Source organism: Paraburkholderia sp. CI3, assembly GCF_050436505.1.
GTDB classification, from domain to species: Bacteria; Pseudomonadota; Gammaproteobacteria; order Burkholderiales; family Burkholderiaceae; genus Paraburkholderia; species Paraburkholderia tuberum.
In genome coordinates this window covers 2,705,483-2,721,761 of sequence record NZ_JBNDMI010000003.1, presented here as the reverse complement: position 1 = coordinate 2,721,761, position 16,279 = coordinate 2,705,483, and the positions used below count along the sequence as shown (strand labels likewise).

Sequence of the window (16,279 nt, the reverse complement as noted above, 5' to 3'; positions counted from 1 at the left end):
ACGACAAAACGCCATCCGATCGAACTGGATGGCGTTTTTTCTTGCCCGCCGCGTTCGCGCTATTCCACGAAGCGGCGTCTACAGTGCACTACAACTACCCACTACATCTGCGGACTGCTACTGCGATCAGTTGCCGAAGTACACCGAGTCACGGTTGGCCTTCGCCGGAATGACAGCATGGCCAGCTTGCGACGTGCCGGCGGCCGGAGCGCCGTAGCCGCTGGTGTCTGCGGGGTTGGCCGCGATGGCCGTGCCGCGTTGCGCATCGACGCGTGCTTGCGCTGCCTGGATGTCGGCCGGGTAGTTCACGTCGCTGGCGCTCGGGTTGTAGCCGGCCTTTTCGAGTTGAATCAGTTCAGCGCGAACCTGAGCACGGGTCACCGGCTGACTCGCTTGAGCGAACGACGCGACCGGAACAACGAGGGCGGCGGCGATGGCAACTGCGGAAATCAGGGTCTTCATGATTAACCTCCAAAGGACTTGTTGTGTGGTGCGCCTCGGGTTTCTGCTTATCCCTCAGCGATTGAAAACAAGTTTAGAGGTGTCTCGATCTAGGGCAAACCCTTAAATCACTGAAACTCTATTGCTGCCGTCGCAATAATCATTTGGCATTCTTTAAGTCCGCGTTTAACCCGCGAGACATTTGGTAATAATGCGGCGTTTCCTTGCTGATCCAAACGGAGCAACGGCCCGGCGCGCCCTGTCACCATGGCGCGCCGGGCCGTTTTTTCAACCGCTCAGCTCCACTGCGCGTGGAAGCTGCCCGGCTTGTCGATGCGTTCGAACGTATGCGCGCCGAAGAAGTCGCGCTGCGCTTGCACGAGGTTCGCGGGCAGACGCTCCGAGCGGTAGGCGTCGAAATACGCGATTGCCGACGCGAATGCCGGCACCGGCACACCCGCGTTGACCGCGGCCACCACGACTTCGCGCAGCGCCGCCTGGTAGTTCTTCGCGATGTCGCGGAAGTACGGGTCGAGCAGCAGGTTCGCGAGCGCCTTGTCCTTCGAATAGGCGTCGGTGATCTTCTGCAGGAAGCGCGCGCGGATGATGCAGCCCGCGCGGAAAATCTTCGCGATCGTCCCGTAGTCGAGATCCCAGTTGTACTCTTCCGACGCGGCGCGCAACTGCGCGAAGCCCTGCGCGTACGAGATCACCTTGCTGAAGTACAACGCGCGGCGCACCGATTCGATGAACGCGTCCTTCGCGCCTTCGAGCGGCCTCGCCTGCGGACCTTCCAGCACCTTGCTCGCGGCCACGCGCTGCGTCTTCAGCGACGACAGCACGCGCGCGAACACCGCCTCGGTGATCAGCGGCAACGGCGCGCCGAGGTCGAGCGCGTTCTGGCTGGTCCACTTGCCGGTGCCCTTCTGCGCGGCACGGTCGAGAATCACGTCGACGAGGTCCTTGCCGGTTTCGTCGTCCTTCTTGCCGAAGATCTTCGACGTGATTTCGATCAGATAGCTGTCGAGCTCGCCCTGGTTCCACTCGGTGTAGACCTTGCCGAGTTCCTCGTTCGACAATCCGACGACCTGCTTCAACACCGCGTAGCTTTCGGCGATCAGTTGCATGTCGCCGTACTCGATGCCGTTGTGCACCATCTTCACGAAGTGGCCCGCGCCGTCCGGTCCCATGTACGCGACGCAGGGCTCGCCGTCCGGCGCCTTCGCGGCGATCTCGGTGAGGATCGGCGCGACGAGGTCGTACGCGTCGCGCGGGCCGCCCGGCATGATCGACGGGCCTTTCAGCGCGCCTTCCTCGCCGCCCGAGACGCCGGTGCCGATGAAATGCAGACCGGCCTTCGCGAGTTCCTGGTTGCGGCGGATCGTGTCGGTGAAAGGCGTGTTGCCGCCGTCGATCAGGATGTCGCCTTTTTCGAGCAGCGGCTTGAGCGAGGCAATGGTCGCGTCGGTCGGCTCGCCGGCCTTGACCATCATCAGAATGCGGCGCGGCTTTTCGAGCGAGTCGACGAACTCTTCCAGCGTGAAAGCCGGCACCAGTTTGCGGTCCGGAAATTCGGCGATGAGTTCGTCGGTTTTCGCGCGGCTACGGTTGTAGACCGACACCGCGTGGCCGCGGCTCTCGATGTTGAGCGCCAGATTGCGGCCCATGACCGCCAGCCCCACCACGCCGATTGCCTGTTTGCCCATTTGAATTCTCCAGAGTCCAAAAAAATGTCGTGGCGCCGCGCCATGAGAACGGCGGCGCGGCGTCGAGGGTGAAAGGATAAAAGAAATGCGCGCTTGCCGCTTGGGAGGGGGCAAGCACGCCAGTTGCTCGTGCTCCTGTCGTGCTCATGTTTTCGCGTGACGACAGGTATTGTGCGCGCGTCGGCGTTTGCGCGGCGGGTTCGGTTTGGTATCGGACCGAGGTTTGGCGCAAGGCGTGGACGAATGCGCGGCCCGTCGGTGCACCCGCTACCCTGCTCGTTTCGTGAACACCAGGCTGAAGTTGTTCGCGGGCATCGCGACCACCCGTTCGCAGGTGAGCCCCGCCGTGTCGCCGAGCGCGACGACCGCTTCCATATCGCGCACGCCCCATTCGGGATCGCGGCTCTTCAACCATTGATCGAACGCTGCGTTGCTCGGCGCCGTGTGCGCGCCGCCGCGCCGGTAAGGACCGTATAGATAGAGCACGCCGCCGTCGACGAGGCGCCGCCCCGCGCCGTCGAAAAGTGCCTGCGCCGCGCTCCACGGCGAGATGTGGATCATGTTGATGCAGACGACGGCGTCGAGCGCATCGACGCCCCAGTCCGGCTGATGCACGTCGAGCGCGAGCGGCGCGCGCACGTTCGCGAGCCCCGCGTGCGCGGTCCACGCCGCAATCGACTCGCGCGCCTCCTCATCGGCATCGCTCGGCTGCCAGTCGAGACCGGGCAGCGCGCCGGCGAAGCAGATCGCGTGCTCACCGGTGCCGCTCGCGATTTCGAGCACGCGGCCGCTCGCCGGCAGCGCCTCGCGCAGCACGGCGAGGATCGGTTCGCGATTGCGTTCGGCGGATGGCGAATGTTGCCGGGAGTCGGTCATGGTCGGCTCTGGGTGTTCCTCAGGTTTTGACGGTGATCCACGGGATCTACTCATTCTCAATCGCCAGCCAGCAGACCGGCGAGCGCGCTCAAGGTATCGCCGCACGGCGCGGCCACCTTCAGCAACAGCAGCGGATCGGCGCGCGTGCGGCCGAGGTTGATCGCCGCGATCGGCTTGCCCTGGCGCTGCGCCCACACGCAGAAGCGGTAGCCGGAATACACCATCAGCGACGAGCCGGCCACGAGCACGGCGTCGGCCGCATCGAGCGCATGCGACGCCGCTTCGACGCGCGCCTTCGGCACGTTCTCGCCGAAGAACACCACCGACGGCTTCAGCAACCCGCCGCAGTTCGCGCATGCCGGTACGCGAAAACCGCCGAGATCGTGCCACTCGAGATGCGCGTCGCCATCGGCGGCGGCTTCGGCCGTGACGTCGAGCAGAGCGGGGTTGTCGGCTTCGAGCGTCTGCTGGATCGCCGCGCGCGAGTGCTGCATGCCGCAGTCGAGACAACTGACGCCGTCGATGCCGCCATGCAGTTCGATCACGTCGCGGCTGCCCGCGCGCTGATGCAAGCCGTCGACGTTCTGCGTGACCAGCGTCGGCACGTGACCGGCCGCTTCGAGCCGCGCGAGCGCGACATGCGCGGCATTCGGCTGCGCGCGCGCGACGAGCGGCCAGCCGACCATGCTGCGCGCCCAGTAGCGCTGACGCATCGCCGGCGTGCCAAGGAACTCCTGCAGCGTGATCGGCGGCGAGCGCTTCCATGCGCCGTTGTCGTCCCGGTAGCCGGGGATGCCGGAGTCAGTGCTGATGCCCGCGCCGGTCAGCACGAACAGGCGCGGATGACGCCGCACGAAGCGATGCAGATCGTCGAGCGTGTGCGGATCGGTGAGAGATTCGGTCGGCGTGAGCTGAAGGTCGGTCATAACGGAGACGGTGGACGATCGCGCGCGAATCAGCGGCGAGGGCTCGGTTTGCCGCGCGTGGGTGTCGAGCGACGCGCGTCGGCTTGCGGTTTCGACTTCGCGCCCTGCGTGTCCGGTCGCCGCGCTGGCCGCGCCTTCTGCGCCTGCCGCTTGTGCCACGCAGCCAGCGCGAGCTCGTAGCGCTCCAGCGCTTCATCGTAGAGATCGAACACACACTGCGTGCAACCGCTATGACAGCAGTCGTCGAGATCGGGCCGCACGGGCGGCTGCGGCGGCGGGTCGTCGCTGGGTGTGGCGCGGGGCACGGCGGCTTGCTTTGCGTGGAAAAATGGCGGAGCGCCCAGTATAAGTTGAACGCGCGCGCCCCGCTCCCCGCCCCGGCGTTGTGAGCCGGTGCTGCGCGCCGCTCAGCCGCGCCCGACGAATGGCATCTTGCTCGCCATGATCGTCATGAACTGCACGTTCGCCGACAGCGGCAGGCTCGCCATATGCAGCACCGCGTCGGCGACGTGCTGCACGTCCATCAGCGGCTCGACCGCGATCTCGCCGTTCGCTTGCGGCACGCCGCGCGCCATTCGCGCGGCCATCTCGGTCCCTGCGTTGCCGATGTCGATCTGACCGCACACGATGTCGTATTTGCGGCCGTCGAGCGACACCGCCTTCGTGAGTCCGGTAATCGCGTGCTTGGTCGCCGTGTACGCGGCGCTGTTCGGACGCGGCGCATGCGCGGAGATCGAGCCGTTGTTGATGATGCGGCCACCGCGCGGATTCTGCGTCTTCATCAGGCCGAACGCCGCGCGCGTGCACAGGAACACGCCGTTCAGATTGGTATCGACGATGGAACGCCATTCGTCGATGCTCACTTCGTCGAGATCGACGGGCGAGCCGTTGCGTCCCGCGTTGTTGAACAGCAGGTCGAGCCGGCCGAAGCGCGCGCGGATCGTGTCGAAAAGCGCGGCGACGCTGTCGGCGTCGGTTACGTCGCACGATACCGCGAGCGCGTCGCCGCGCAGCGCCCGCGCTTCCTGCGCGACCGCATCGAGCGCGGCCTGGCGGCGGCCGGCGAGCACCACGCTATAGCCGTGCTGCGCGAGCGTCAGTGCGCACGCGCGGCCGATGCCGCTGCCCGCGCCCGTCACCAGCGCCACTTTTCCGTTTCCTGTTTCCGACATCACGCATCTCCTGTTGGATTGGGTAGCGACGCGAGCTTGTTGCGGCGATCGGTCCGATCGCCATCGACACGCGCGTCTTTTCGCCCCGCACCATACAACAGCGAATCGGCGATCGCAAACCGCGCGACGTCTTTCACGGCGCTTTCACCGGGGTACGTGGGCGCCGAACGCGGCTCGTGGACGAGCGCAACAGTGGTATCGTTCGCGGTTGCGCATCGCGCAAGATTCACGGCCTTCCCGGGACGGAGGAAGGCGTACTGGAAGCACGTTCGATGAATGAATGCCCGAACCCGCCGCGCCGCTGGCCGCGTAGCCGCAACTCCGCACTGCTGAACGGCACGATCGGCTGGCACGTGATCGTGCTGATCGGCGTGGCTGTCGCACCGGCCGCGTGGCCATGGTGGCTCGCCGCGATCGTCGCGAATCACGCGCTGTTCACGATCGCCGGACTATTGCCGCGCACCACCCTGCTCGGGCCCAACTGGACCCGCCTGCCCGCGAACCCGCGCAACGCGGATGCAATCGCGCTGACCATCGACGACGGTCCCGATCCCGTCGTCACGCCGCAAGTGCTCGATCTGCTCGACGCGTTCGACGTGCGCGCGACGTTCTTCTGCATCGGCGCGAAGGTGGAGCGTTATCCGCAACTCGCGCGCGAGATCGTCGCGCGTGGGCATGGGCTCGAAAATCACTCGCAGGTGCACGTGCATACGTTTTCGGTCACGTTTCCGCGCGCGTTGACGCGCGAGATCGCCGCCGCGCAACGCACGCTCGAAACCGTCAGCGGCGCGCGGCCGATGTTTTTCCGCGCGCCCGCCGGCCTGCGCAACCTCTTCCTGGAGCCGGTGCTGCGCAAGCTCGACCTGCGTCTCGCGGCCTGGACACGGCGCGGCTACGATACGCGCGAGCGTGACCCTCACGTGGTTGCGCGGCGGCTGCTCGATGGTCTCGCCGCGCGCGACATCCTGTTGCTGCACGATGGCAACGCCGCGCTGACGATCGAAGGCCAGCCGCTGATTCTCGCGGTGCTGCCGAGCGTGATCGAGGCGGCACGCCAGCGCCATCTGCGTTTCGTCACGCTGCGCGAAGCGCGCGCCGATGCGTGACGGTGCGCGTGAAGTGACACCACGTGCACGCAGCGCTACACACGGAAATCCGCCGCCATGTCCTCGTCGGTGCGCGCTTCGAGCTTGCCGTCGCGGCACGCTTTGATGAACACGTCGTAGTCGCGCTCGACCTGATCCGCGTAGGCGCTCGCGTAGCCGCTCAGCGCTTCGCCGAACTGATCGCCGCGGCCGATGTACGCGCTGATCTCGATCGCCTGGCCGCTCGCCTTCGCATGCGCGCGCGCCATGATCCAGCCGCATAGCCGCGCATAGCCGTCGAGCAGATCGCTGTCGAACAGCTCGATATTCGCGGACAGCTTCATGTCGCGCAGCTGGCGGAAATAGAAATGCCGCCCGAGCGGCCCGGTCCCCCAGCCGAGGAAGACGTCGCTCGCGGCCTGCAGCAGCCGCTGTCCTTGCACGACGCGCTCGCCCTGATGCTTGGCCGCCGGCGACTTGTAGAACTGCGCGATGACCGACGGCCGCGCCTGCTTCAATTGCAGGAACAACGGCTTGCCCATGTGATCGACGAGCAGCACGACCAGACAACGCGTGCCGACGCTGCCGACGCCGACCGCCTTGAATACGACGTCGTGCCTCGTGAACTGATCCAGCAGTTCGCGCCGATCGCGCGACATCGTCTTGCGGTACTCGTCCCACACTTGCTCGACCATCTTGTCGACGTTGCCGGTCCGGTAGGTTTCGGTTTCCTCGGCCGTCAACAACGTGTTCGCACCGTGCACGTGAAACAGCGCGGGCGGCGCATCGTGGATGGTCCAACGATTGCCGTCGAACGAGGCCATTTTTTCGAGCAGGCTCTCATGCGTGCGGCTCGCGGCCTTCTCCATGCCGCGCCGCACCGCGCGCCGGCGCTCGGGCGTCAGTGCGATCTCGGCCATGCGGTCGAACGTGATGCGGTCGTACCACAGGTCGAGCGCGCCGAACTGCGCGTATTGCGCGACACGATCGCGATACGAGCCGACCGCCGTCATCACTAGACTCTCGGCGGTGCCGCGGCTCAGGCGCATCTGGCGCGCGGCCACGACGAGGCTCGCGCACAGGCGTTTCAGGTCCCATTCGAACGGGCCGATCGAGACTTCATCGAAGTCGCTCAGGTCGAAGACCAGTTGCCGCTCGGGCGTTGCGAAGCCGCCGAAATTCATTAGATGGCCGTCGCCGCAGATCGGCATGGTGAGGCCGGTGTCGTGCACCTTGCTCAGATCGTGCGCCTGCAGAATCGCGCTGCCTCGAAAAAACGAGAACGGCGAGGCAGCCATGCGCCCATAGCGCAGCGGCACCAGATTCTCGACGCGCTCCGCGCTGCTCTGTTTCAGCAGCTCGATCGGATCGCGGTGCAACTCGCCGACCGCCCGGTGACTCGAGCGTTTCGAATGCTCGCGCGCGGCGCGGCCGCGCGCTTCCCGTTCGGCAATGGTGCTGGCTTTCATGCTTTCTCTCCGTTTTGCGAGTCTTGAGCCGGCGCTGACAGAGACTGCTTGCCGCGCACGGCGTCCTTAACATCGAGGGCTGCAGCCGCGATCATAACGGGTCGAAACACACGATGAATCGCCGCCAGTGAGCGCGGCGCTTGCAGCCGTGGCGGCGAGCTTGCAACCGGCTTTACAGCCAGCCAGTAGCTCGCGTAGTACGCCGTAGTATTTTTCCAACGCCGGCTCGCGTGGGCGCGAAAGCCCATGCAGCCGCGCGCGCACCGCGCGTAGAATCGAGCGCATGCGCCCTACCCTCGCTCCGCAGCGCGAGCCCGAGCTGCCGCTGCATACGCCCAGTGTGTCGTCGCTGACGTTGGCGGCGGTCATTGCGCTGATCGCGTGGATGGCGATCCTCGCGCAAGCCGACCTCACGATCGATCGCTCGCTCGCGCGCGGGCTCACCGTGTTCGACGCGCTCGCGCGCATGAGCAGCTACCTGACCAATCTGACGGTGCTCGCCAGTGCGCTCTGCTTCACCTGCATCCTGCTGTGGAAGCATCGCTCGCCGCTCGTGCGCTTTTTCCGGCAGCCCACGGTCGTGACCGCGGTGGTCGCGTACATCGTGTTCGTCGGCATGGCGTACAACCTGCTGTTGCGCGGACTGTGGCCGCTGTCGCCGTACCGGCGCCTGCTCAACGAGTCGCTGCACAGCGTGCTGCCGATGCTCGCCGCGCTCTACTGGGTGCTGTTCGTGCCGCGTTTTCATCTGCGGTTGCGCCACGCTCCGCTGTGGCTCGTCTATCCGCTCGCCTATCTCGGCATCACGTTCTGGCGCGGCAGCCTGTCGGATTTTTATCCGTATCCGTTCATCGACGTCGAAACGCTCGGGCTGCGCCAGGTGCTCGTCAATGCCGCGCTGCTGTTCGGCGGTTTTCTGATGCTGCTGGCCGTGTTCGTCGGCATCAATTTCGGGCGTCGACGATGATGTTCGAGCACGTCCCGTTTGGCCGGATGCATGGCGTCCCGTCGCCGGGCGCACTTCTTGCGCGCCTTTCGTCACTGACGCAGGCTCACGCCGCACTGGCACGGCTTGCGCGGCGCCCTTGTGCGAGCGCGTTGCAATTGCAGCGGGCCCGCACGTAAATATGACAACAGGAGCGATGCATATGGATACGAATTCAGCGGCAGGCGCGGTAAAGGAAGTCGCGGGCAAGGTGCAAAGCGCGGTCGGCGATGCCGTCGGCGACACCAGCGCGCAGGTGGCGGGCAAGGCGCGCGAATTGAGCGGCAAGGCGCAGCAGTTATGCGCGAATACGACGAGCCTCGTGCGCGATACGACGGCCGAAAACCCGTTCACGACGCTGGCCGTGGTTGCTCTCGCCGGGTTCGTGATGGGCGCGCTGTGGTCGCGCGGCGGTCGCGACTACGACTGAAGCAGGCACGGCGCCGGATCATAGGCGCCGATCAACAGGGCGCAGCAGTCGCGCCAAAGCGGGCGATCCGCCGCAAGCGGATCGCCCGCCGCTTCACTAGCCGCTCTTCTTCTTGCGGCCGGCGCCCATTTCCAGTTCGATCCACGTCGGCGCGTGGTCGCTGGCATGCGGTTCGCCGCGCACCCAACGGTCGACGCCCGCATCGCGCAGGCGCGGCGCGAGGTCGGCGCTCAGCAGCAGATGATCGATGCGCAGCCCCGAATTCGTATCCCAATGACGGCGGAAATAATCCCAGAACGTGTACACGCGTTCGTCGCCGAAATGCGTGCGCAGCGCATCGGTCCAGCCTTGCGCGAGCAGCCTGCGATAACGCTCGCGGCTCTCCGGCTGCAGCAGCGCGTCCTTTAGCCACGAGCGCGGGTTGTAGATGTCTTCGTCGGTCGGCACGACGTTGAAGTCCCCAGCAATCACGACCGGGTGGCCGCTCTGGTAGAGCTGCGCCGCATGCGCGATCAGATGATCGAACCACGCGAGCTTGTAGTCGAACTTGGGGCCGGGCTGCGGATTGCCGTTCGGCAGGTACAAACACACGATCAGCACGCCGCCGACCGCGGCCTCGATGTAACGGCTATGCGTGTCGTCTTCGAAACCGGGCAGACCGCGCCGACGTTCGAGCGGTGCGTCACCTTTGGCCAGAATCGCCACACCGTTCCATGCGCTCTGGCCTTGCCACACGGCGCCATAACCGGCGTCGCGCAATCCGTCGACTGGAAATGCGCTATCCACCGCCTTCAGTTCCTGCAGGCAGACGACGTCCGGCGCCTCGCGTTCGAGCCATTGCAATAGCGCGGCCTGCCGCGAGCGGATACCGTTGATGTTGAACGTCGCAATGCGCAGCTTCGCCATGATCATCCCTCCCTCGCCTATTGCTCCGCGACGTCGCGATACTCGGTCGCCCTCGAACGCGCGCGGCAATCAGGGTGTTATCCCCGATCGGTTTTGCTCATAGCACCGACTCCATTTTGGCCCGGTTGGCCAGTTCCAAATTTATCACCCGCAAAGCGGACATTCCGTCCAGTTCAAACCTGTCGACATCTGCGGTGAAGCTACCCGTAAGTCTGACGATCCCCGGATGTCCGCCGCCGCCGATCGATTTGCTGCGAGGCATGCTCGCAGCCTGCCGGGCGCGTTGAGCCCGGAGGTCGATTTCGCATTTTCCCCGTTGCAACGTGCAACTTTTGCCCGTGTTTGCGCGGCTCCAGCCGGGCTCCATCGCGGTCATTGCGCATATTGGCCTGCCTTTATTGCGCAGATCGGCTTTGCGCTTGCAGCGAGTTTTTAATACCGTGTTAGCTGCAACGGCATTCAAATTGCTCCGCAATAGTTTTGTTTCAACGCGATGCGTTGGACATCGACGCGTCGTCGGCCTGCATTGACCTTTCAGTGGAGTCAACAGATCGTCATGACCATGCCTACAGAATGTCAGCATTGCGGGGACGCCCCCGCATCAGAGTCCACCGCCGAGCCCACCACCACGCCTTCCCAACCGTCACGACGTCGCTTCCTGCAATCGGCGGCGGCCGCCGCGACGATCGGTGCGGCGCCGCATCTGCGCGCGCAAACGCAAGCGCCGGCGCCCGCCTCACCCGCGCCGCGAAGCAACCCCGTGGTGCCGCCGCGCCCCGTCACGTTGACCGTCAACGGCCGCGCGTACACGCTGCAGCTCGAATCGCGCGTGACGCTGCTCGACGCGTTGCGCGAATACGCGGGTCTGATGGGCACGAAGAAAGGCTGCGACCGCGGTCAATGCGGCGCCTGCACGGTGCTCGTCGACGGCCGCCGCATCAACTCGTGTCTGACGCTCGCGGTCATGCACGAAGGCGAGAACATCACGACCGTCGAAGGACTCGCGAGCAACGGCGCGTTGAGTCCGGTGCAGGCCGCGTTCATCGAACACGATGCGTTCCAGTGCGGCTACTGTACGCCCGGGCAGTTGTGCTCGGCGACCGCCCTGCTCGGCGAATTCCGCAACGGCACAGCGAGCACCGTGACCGCCGACGTGCGCGCGCGTCCCGCCGCGCTCACCGACGACGAAATCCGCGAACGCATGAGCGGCAACATCTGCCGCTGCGGGGCGTACGTGAACATTGTCGCCGCGGTCCGCGCCGCGCACGACAACGCCTGACGGAGACCGACATGGATGCGATCTCCTACGAACGCGCCGGCGACGTCGCCAGCGCGGTGCGCGCCGCGCAACAGCCGGGCGCGGTATTCATCGGCGGCGGCACGAATCTGCTCGATTTGATGAAGGGCGGCGTCGCGCGGCCGGTGCGGCTCATCGATATCACGCACATCGGCGGCCTCGACTCGGTGACGACGCTGGCCGGCGGCGGCATCCGCATCGGCGCGCTGGTGCGCAACAGCGAGGCGGCCAATCACGCGCTGGTGCGCGAGCAGTACCCGCTGCTGTCGCAAGCGCTGCTCGCAGGCGCGTCGGCGCAGTTGCGCAACATGGCGACCGTCGGCGGCAATCTGCTGCAACGCACCCGCTGCGGCTACTTCTACGACACCGCGTTCACGCAGTGCAACAAGCGCCTACCCGGCAGCGGCTGCGCGGCGCTCGACGGCCATAACCGCGCGCATGCGATCCTCGGCGCGAGCCCGCAATGCATTGCGGTCAACCCGTCGGATATGAGCGTCGCGCTGGCCGCGCTCGATGCGCTGGTGCGCGTGAGCGGCCCCAGCGGCGAGCGCACGATCGCGTTCGCCGATTTCCATCGGCTGCCGGGCGACCGGCCCGATGTCGATACCACCTTGCAGCCCGGTGAGCTGATCACCGCGGTCGATCTGCCGCCGCCGCTCTTCAGCGCGCATTCGCACTATCTGAAGGTGCGTGACCGCGCGAGCTACGCGTTCGCGCTCGTATCGGTCGCGGCCGCGTTGCAGATGGACGGCGAGCGTGTTCAGAGCGCGCGCATCGCGCTCGGCGGCGTCGCGCACAAACCATGGCGCGCGAACGTGGCCGAGCAGATGCTGAGCGGCCAGCCGCTCAGCCAGGCCACGCTGAAGAACGCCGCCGCGGCCGCGTTGAGCGGCGCGCAGCCGCGCCACGACAACGCCTTCAAGGTGCAGCTCGCGCAGCGCGCGATCGTGCGTGCGGTCAATCAGGCAGCCGGCAACGCGGGAGGTATCGCATGAATCTGATCGGACAACCGCTCGATCGCGTCGACGGACTGCTGAAGGTGACCGGCGACGCGCGTTATGCAGCCGAATTCCCCGGGGCGCGCCTCGCGCATGCGGTGCTCGTGACGAGCACGATCGCGGGCGGCACGATCGCGTCGATCGATGCGAGCCGCGCCGAGGCCGTGCCCGGCGTGCTGCTCGTGATGACCTACCAGAACGCGCCGCGCCTGCCGAATGGCGGCCGGCCCGCGCTCGCGCCGCCGGCCGGCCGGCATCTGTCGCTTCTGCAGGATAACGAAGTGCACTACAGCAACGAGCCGGTCGCGGTGGTCGTCGCCGATACGCTCGAACATGCGGCCGATGCCGCTCGCCAACTCCGCATCGCCTATCAGCCGGGCGCCGCGGCGCTCGACTTCGAGCAGGCGAAGGCGCACGCGCATGCGCCGGACAAGCCGCAGGGCCGCCAGACCGACACGCAGCGCGGCAGCTTCGAGGACGGCATGCAAAGCGGCGACGTGCATATCGAAGCGACCTATACGACGCCGATCGAGCACCACAACCCGATGGAGCCCCACGCGACGATGGCGCAGTGGGACGGCCCGCAGTTGACGGTCTACGACTCGACGCAGGGCGTGAGCGGCGCTGCGCAGGTGCTCGCGAAGACGTTCGCCATCCCTGTGTCCGACGTGCGCGTGATCTCGCCGCTGATCGGCGGCGGCTTCGGCTGCAAGGGCTCGTCGTGGTCGCACGTGTCGCTGTGCGTGATGGCCGCGCGGCAAACCGGGCGGCCCGTGCGGCTCGCGCTCGAACGCCCGCAGATGTTCGGCCCGGTCGGCGCGCGGCCGCGCACCGAGCAGCACTTCGTGATCGCCGCGCGGCATGACGGCACGCTGAGCGCGATGCGTCACGACAGCATCTCGAACACGTCGATGATCGAAGACTGGACCGAGACCTGCTGCATGGTCACGCGCATGCTGTACGCGGTGCCCAACCAGATAACGACGCACCGGCTCGTGCAACTCAATGTCGGCACGCCGACCTTCATGCGCGCACCCGGAGAAACCACCGGCTCGTTCGCGCTCGAATCGGCGATGGACGAACTCGCCGTCGCGCTGAAGATGGACCCGCTCGCGCTGCGCCTGAAGAACTACGCTGACAGCGATCCGCAGGAGCACAAGCCGTGGTCGGGCAAGTCGCTGCGCGAGTGCTATCAGATCGGCGCCGAGAAGTTCGGCTGGTCGCGCCGCCCGCACGCGCCACGTTCGAGACGCGACGGCAACACGCTGATCGGCATGGGCATGGCGACCGCAACCTATCCGGCCAACCGCAGCGAGGCGTCGGCGCTTGCGCAGATTCTGCCGGACGGCACCGCGGTGGTCGCATCGGGCACGCAGGACATCGGCACCGGCACCTACACGGTGATGACCCAGGTCGCCGCCGATGCGCTCGGCTTCGCGCCCGAGCAGATCCGCTTCGCGCTCGGCGATTCGTCGCTGCCGCGCGCGCCGGGCTCGGGCGGTTCGCAGTCGGCGGCGAGCGTATCGCCTGCGGTGCGCGACGCGGCGAGCCAGGCGCGCAGCCAGCTGATCGCGCTGGCGCTTGCCGATGCGGCGTCGCCCGTGCATGGCCTGCCGCTCGATGACGTCACCGTCGCAAGCGGCTGGGTCGTGAGCCGCTCGCAACCGGGCAAGCGCGATCCGGCCGCGGCGATCATCGCGCGCGCGGGCGGCAAGCCGATCGAGGCGAGCGCGACCGTGAAGCCCGGCGACGAGAAGCAGAAGTACTCGTTCCACTCGTTCGGCGCGGTGTTCGTCGAGGTCCACGTCGATGCCGAGCTCGGCACGATCCGCGTGCCGCGCGTGGTCGCGGTGTACGACGTCGGCCGCGTGCTGAACCAGAAGACCGCGCGCAGCCAGATGATGGGCGGCATCGTATGGGGCATCGGCGCGGCGCTGCAGGAGGAAAGCACGCTCGATGCGCGCTTCGGACGCTTCACGAACGCGAACCTCGCCGAGTATCACGTGCCGGTGAATGCCGATATCGGCACGCTCGACATCACCTTCATCGACCGGCCCGATCCATATATCAACTCGCTCGGCGTGCGCGGTATCGGCGAGATCGGCATCACGGCCGTGGTGGCCGCGATCGCGAACGCGGTGTACAACGCGACCGGCGTGCGGGTGCGCGATCTGCCGATCACGCTGGACAAGGTGGTGCGGACCTGAACCGGCGGCAGTGCCGGAATTGGAGTGAAAGCGAAAGCGGCGGCCGGCTTGCATCGGGCGTGCCTTGTCGCTTGCTTCGCGCCCCGTTGCATCGCACAATCGGGGGCATTCCTGTCTACCGGTATCCGCCGATGGCCTACGCCTCGCTCGCCACTGGTGTGTTGCTCGCCGCCGGTCTCGGCTCGCGCTTCGATCCGCACGGGCTGCACAACAAACTGCTCGCACGTATGCCCGACGGCAAGCCGGTTGCGCATGAAGCCGCGCATCGGCTGCTGCGGGTCGTGACGCGGGTGCTCGCTGTCGTGCGGCCGGGCTCCGACGCGCTCGCCCGCGCGCTGAACGATGCCGGCTGTGATGTCGTGTTTGCGGCGAGCGCCGAGCGCGGCATGGGCGCGAGCCTCGCCGCCGGTATCGAAGCGAGCGACGACGCCGAGGGCTGGATCGTCGCGCTCGCCGATATGCCGCGCATTGCGGTTCCGACGATCGAAGCGGTAGCCCGCGCGCTCGACAACGGCGCGCCGCTCGTCGCGCCGTTCTACGACGGCCAGCGCGGCCATCCGGTCGGCTTCGGCAGCGAGCATCGCGACGCGCTACTCGCGCTGGACGGCGACACCGGCGCGAAAGCACTGCTCAGGTCACACGCGCTGACGCGCATCGACGTCGACGATCCCGGCATTCTGCGCGACGTCGACACGCCGGACGATTTGCGCACGCTCTAGCCGCCAACATCAGCCTCGCCGAGACTGGCTGCCCGCAGCCGGTCGACATCGAGAATCTTGCCGGACAAGGAAAGGAACACTGATACGGCATGAAGCCCCTGGATTTGACGCGTTTCGATCTCAACCTGCTAGTTGTACTTGAGGCACTTTGGACCGAAAGGCACGTCGGCCGCGCCGCCGAACGACTGCATTTGTCCCAGTCCGCCACCAGCCACGCCTTATCGAGGCTGCGTACTGCCTTTGCTGATCAGCTGTTCATTCGTCACCCCCGCGGGATCGAGCCGACGCCGCTGGCCATCGAATTAATGCCGCGAGTGGCGGCGGTGCTCGAGTCGGTCAGGCTCGTCGCCAGTCCACGTGGCCCGTTCGATCCAGCTCGCGTGCAAGCGATGCTCTCGGTGGCGGCCACTGATCACGCCATATTGACCGTCATCGCCCCGGTTCTGGCCAGGGTCCAGGCCGCTGCGCCGGGTGTCGTGCTGAGGCTCAGGCCGGCCGATAGCGAATCCGCGCTGCGCATGTTGGACGCCGGCGATCTCGACATCGTGCTCGGGTCCGGCTCCTTTGCCCAGATCCCGCAGCGTTTCGATTGCCAGCTTGTCCACAAGGAGCGTTTCGTCGGCATTGCGCGCAAGGGGCACCCGGCTCTGGTCAAGCGAGGCAAGAAGCTGCACATGGAACTGGATGACTTCGCTCGGCTGCCGCACATTCTGGTCTCGCCGCGCGGCGATACGCGAGGCGCTGTCGACGATGCGCTGGAGGCCGTCGGTCGTACCCGCAAGGTGAGCGCGACCTGCCCAAGCTTTCTGGCTGCTCCTTTCATGGTCGGCGCTTCGCAATCGATTGCGGTTATCGCCGAGCGGGTCGCACTCCGGATGCAGGATCCCGCGCAACTGAGTCTTTTCGAGCTCCCCCTGGCGTTACCGAGCTGGGAGGTGCTTGTGATTCGAGCCCGAGGGCGCGCCAACGAACCCGCCGTTCAGTGGATTACCAACATGATGATCGCCCACTGAACATCGGCAGGGGCTTGCCGCGGTTGCAGCGACATGGAGGCCATGAATC

At 66.4% G+C, this 16,279-nt stretch carries 16 protein-coding genes and 1 pseudogene; 9 read left to right on the top strand and 8 right to left on the bottom strand.

The genetic code is table 11. From position 1 onward, the window contains the following. Nucleotides 1-126: 126 nt before the first annotated feature. From OKW29_RS21185 to OKW29_RS21160, 6 genes are all read right to left on the bottom strand, one after another. On the bottom strand, nucleotides 127-462 hold the full coding sequence (locus OKW29_RS21185) for a DUF4148 domain-containing protein (RefSeq protein ID WP_090809377.1): 336 nt from the start codon (nucleotides 460-462) through the stop codon (nucleotides 127-129). A 275-nt stretch (nucleotides 463-737) separates the two neighbouring features. Further along, complete coding sequence (gene gndA, locus OKW29_RS21180; RefSeq protein WP_184037125.1) at nucleotides 738-2,147, bottom strand: NADP-dependent phosphogluconate dehydrogenase; 1,410 nt, start codon at nucleotides 2,145-2,147, stop codon at nucleotides 738-740. Nucleotides 2,148-2,414: 267 nt separating this feature from the next. Further along, entirely contained in the window at nucleotides 2,415-3,023 is a 609-nt protein-coding gene (locus OKW29_RS21175; RefSeq protein WP_184037128.1) for a DUF938 domain-containing protein, read from the bottom strand. 56 nt (nucleotides 3,024-3,079) lie between these two features. Further along, entirely contained in the window at nucleotides 3,080-3,949 is an 870-nt protein-coding gene (locus OKW29_RS21170; protein ID WP_429292413.1) for an NAD-dependent protein deacetylase, read from the bottom strand. 29 nt (nucleotides 3,950-3,978) lie between these two features. Beyond that, nucleotides 3,979-4,254 (bottom strand): oxidoreductase-like domain-containing protein, encoded by a 276-nt coding sequence (locus tag OKW29_RS21165; protein ID WP_090809369.1) that lies wholly within the window; start codon nucleotides 4,252-4,254, stop codon nucleotides 3,979-3,981. Between the two features lie 102 nt (nucleotides 4,255-4,356). Beyond that, the gene (locus OKW29_RS21160) at nucleotides 4,357-5,121 is read right to left on the bottom strand and encodes an SDR family oxidoreductase (RefSeq protein ID WP_429292412.1); all 765 of its coding nucleotides are present in this window, start codon (nucleotides 5,119-5,121) and stop codon (nucleotides 4,357-4,359) included. A gap of 272 nt (nucleotides 5,122-5,393) precedes the next feature. Between OKW29_RS21160 and OKW29_RS21155 the strand changes: the two genes are divergently transcribed. Beyond that, nucleotides 5,394-6,227 carry a polysaccharide deacetylase family protein gene (locus tag OKW29_RS21155; protein WP_429292411.1) on the top strand — a complete coding sequence of 278 codons (834 nt, stop codon included), beginning with the start codon at nucleotides 5,394-5,396 and terminating at the stop codon, nucleotides 6,225-6,227. Nucleotides 6,228-6,262: 35 nt separating this feature from the next. On the opposite strand, the gene OKW29_RS21150 is transcribed toward OKW29_RS21155, so the two are convergent. Next, nucleotides 6,263-7,675, bottom strand: coding sequence for a DUF2252 domain-containing protein (locus OKW29_RS21150; protein ID WP_429292410.1), 1,413 nt, complete (start codon nucleotides 7,673-7,675; stop codon nucleotides 6,263-6,265). Nucleotides 7,676-7,958: 283 nt separating this feature from the next. Between OKW29_RS21150 and OKW29_RS21145 the strand changes: the two genes are divergently transcribed. Next, on the top strand, nucleotides 7,959-8,642 hold the full coding sequence (locus OKW29_RS21145) for a Pr6Pr family membrane protein (protein WP_429292409.1): 684 nt from the start codon (nucleotides 7,959-7,961) through the stop codon (nucleotides 8,640-8,642). Between the two features lie 181 nt (nucleotides 8,643-8,823). Further along, nucleotides 8,824-9,090, top strand: coding sequence for a CsbD family protein (locus tag OKW29_RS21140; protein WP_013091250.1), 267 nt, complete (start codon nucleotides 8,824-8,826; stop codon nucleotides 9,088-9,090). 96 nt (nucleotides 9,091-9,186) lie between these two features. Here the strand turns inward: OKW29_RS21140 and xth are convergent, their stop codons facing one another. Then, nucleotides 9,187-9,996: an exodeoxyribonuclease III gene (gene xth, locus OKW29_RS21135; RefSeq protein WP_429292408.1), complete on the bottom strand. Its 810-nt coding sequence runs from the start codon at nucleotides 9,994-9,996 to the stop codon at nucleotides 9,187-9,189. A 200-nt stretch (nucleotides 9,997-10,196) separates the two neighbouring features. Between xth and OKW29_RS21130 the strand changes: the two are divergent. From OKW29_RS21130 to OKW29_RS21105, 6 genes and pseudogenes are all read left to right on the top strand, one after another. Further along, a pseudogene (locus OKW29_RS21130) lies at nucleotides 10,197-10,283 on the top strand (formate hydrogenlyase); the annotation flags it as partial. A gap of 269 nt (nucleotides 10,284-10,552) precedes the next feature. Further along, nucleotides 10,553-11,275, top strand: coding sequence for a (2Fe-2S)-binding protein (locus OKW29_RS21125; RefSeq protein ID WP_429292407.1), 723 nt, complete (start codon nucleotides 10,553-10,555; stop codon nucleotides 11,273-11,275). Nucleotides 11,276-11,286: 11 nt separating this feature from the next. Next, nucleotides 11,287-12,288: an FAD binding domain-containing protein gene (locus OKW29_RS21120; protein WP_429292406.1), complete on the top strand. Its 1,002-nt coding sequence runs from the start codon at nucleotides 11,287-11,289 to the stop codon at nucleotides 12,286-12,288. Continuing rightward, nucleotides 12,285-14,498 carry a xanthine dehydrogenase family protein molybdopterin-binding subunit gene (locus OKW29_RS21115; RefSeq protein WP_429292405.1) on the top strand — a complete coding sequence of 738 codons (2,214 nt, stop codon included), beginning with the start codon at nucleotides 12,285-12,287 and terminating at the stop codon, nucleotides 14,496-14,498. Before OKW29_RS21120 ends, OKW29_RS21115 begins: the two co-directional genes overlap by 4 nt. A gap of 131 nt (nucleotides 14,499-14,629) precedes the next feature. Next, on the top strand, nucleotides 14,630-15,217 hold the full coding sequence (locus tag OKW29_RS21110) for a nucleotidyltransferase family protein (protein WP_184037185.1): 588 nt from the start codon (nucleotides 14,630-14,632) through the stop codon (nucleotides 15,215-15,217). A gap of 89 nt (nucleotides 15,218-15,306) precedes the next feature. After that, nucleotides 15,307-16,230: a LysR family transcriptional regulator gene (locus OKW29_RS21105; RefSeq protein ID WP_429292404.1), complete on the top strand. Its 924-nt coding sequence runs from the start codon at nucleotides 15,307-15,309 to the stop codon at nucleotides 16,228-16,230. The last annotated feature ends 49 nt before the right edge of the window (nucleotides 16,231-16,279 follow it).

Excerpts from the sequence above, each read along its gene's own strand:
- OKW29_RS21185 (WP_090809377.1), bottom strand. The coding sequence starts at position 462 with ATGAAGACCCTGATTTCCGCAGTTGCCATCGCCGCCGCCCTCGTTGTT.
- gndA (WP_184037125.1), bottom strand. The coding sequence starts at position 2,147 with ATGGGCAAACAGGCAATCGGCGTGGTGGGGCTGGCGGTCATGGGCCGC.
- OKW29_RS21175 (WP_184037128.1), bottom strand. The coding sequence starts at position 3,023 with ATGACCGACTCCCGGCAACATTCGCCATCCGCCGAACGCAATCGCGAA.
- OKW29_RS21170 (WP_429292413.1), bottom strand. The coding sequence starts at position 3,949 with ATGACCGACCTTCAGCTCACGCCGACCGAATCTCTCACCGATCCGCAC.
- OKW29_RS21160 (WP_429292412.1), bottom strand. The coding sequence starts at position 5,121 with ATGTCGGAAACAGGAAACGGAAAAGTGGCGCTGGTGACGGGCGCGGGC.
- OKW29_RS21155 (WP_429292411.1), top strand. The coding sequence starts at position 5,394 with ATGAATGAATGCCCGAACCCGCCGCGCCGCTGGCCGCGTAGCCGCAAC.
- OKW29_RS21150 (WP_429292410.1), bottom strand. The coding sequence starts at position 7,675 with ATGAAAGCCAGCACCATTGCCGAACGGGAAGCGCGCGGCCGCGCCGCG.
- OKW29_RS21145 (WP_429292409.1), top strand. The coding sequence starts at position 7,959 with ATGCGCCCTACCCTCGCTCCGCAGCGCGAGCCCGAGCTGCCGCTGCAT.
- OKW29_RS21140 (WP_013091250.1), top strand. The coding sequence starts at position 8,824 with ATGGATACGAATTCAGCGGCAGGCGCGGTAAAGGAAGTCGCGGGCAAG.
- xth (WP_429292408.1), bottom strand. The coding sequence starts at position 9,996 with ATGGCGAAGCTGCGCATTGCGACGTTCAACATCAACGGTATCCGCTCG.
- OKW29_RS21125 (WP_429292407.1), top strand. The coding sequence starts at position 10,553 with ATGACCATGCCTACAGAATGTCAGCATTGCGGGGACGCCCCCGCATCA.
- OKW29_RS21120 (WP_429292406.1), top strand. The coding sequence starts at position 11,287 with ATGGATGCGATCTCCTACGAACGCGCCGGCGACGTCGCCAGCGCGGTG.
- OKW29_RS21115 (WP_429292405.1), top strand. The coding sequence starts at position 12,285 with ATGAATCTGATCGGACAACCGCTCGATCGCGTCGACGGACTGCTGAAG.
- OKW29_RS21110 (WP_184037185.1), top strand. The coding sequence starts at position 14,630 with ATGGCCTACGCCTCGCTCGCCACTGGTGTGTTGCTCGCCGCCGGTCTC.
- OKW29_RS21105 (WP_429292404.1), top strand. The coding sequence starts at position 15,307 with ATGAAGCCCCTGGATTTGACGCGTTTCGATCTCAACCTGCTAGTTGTA.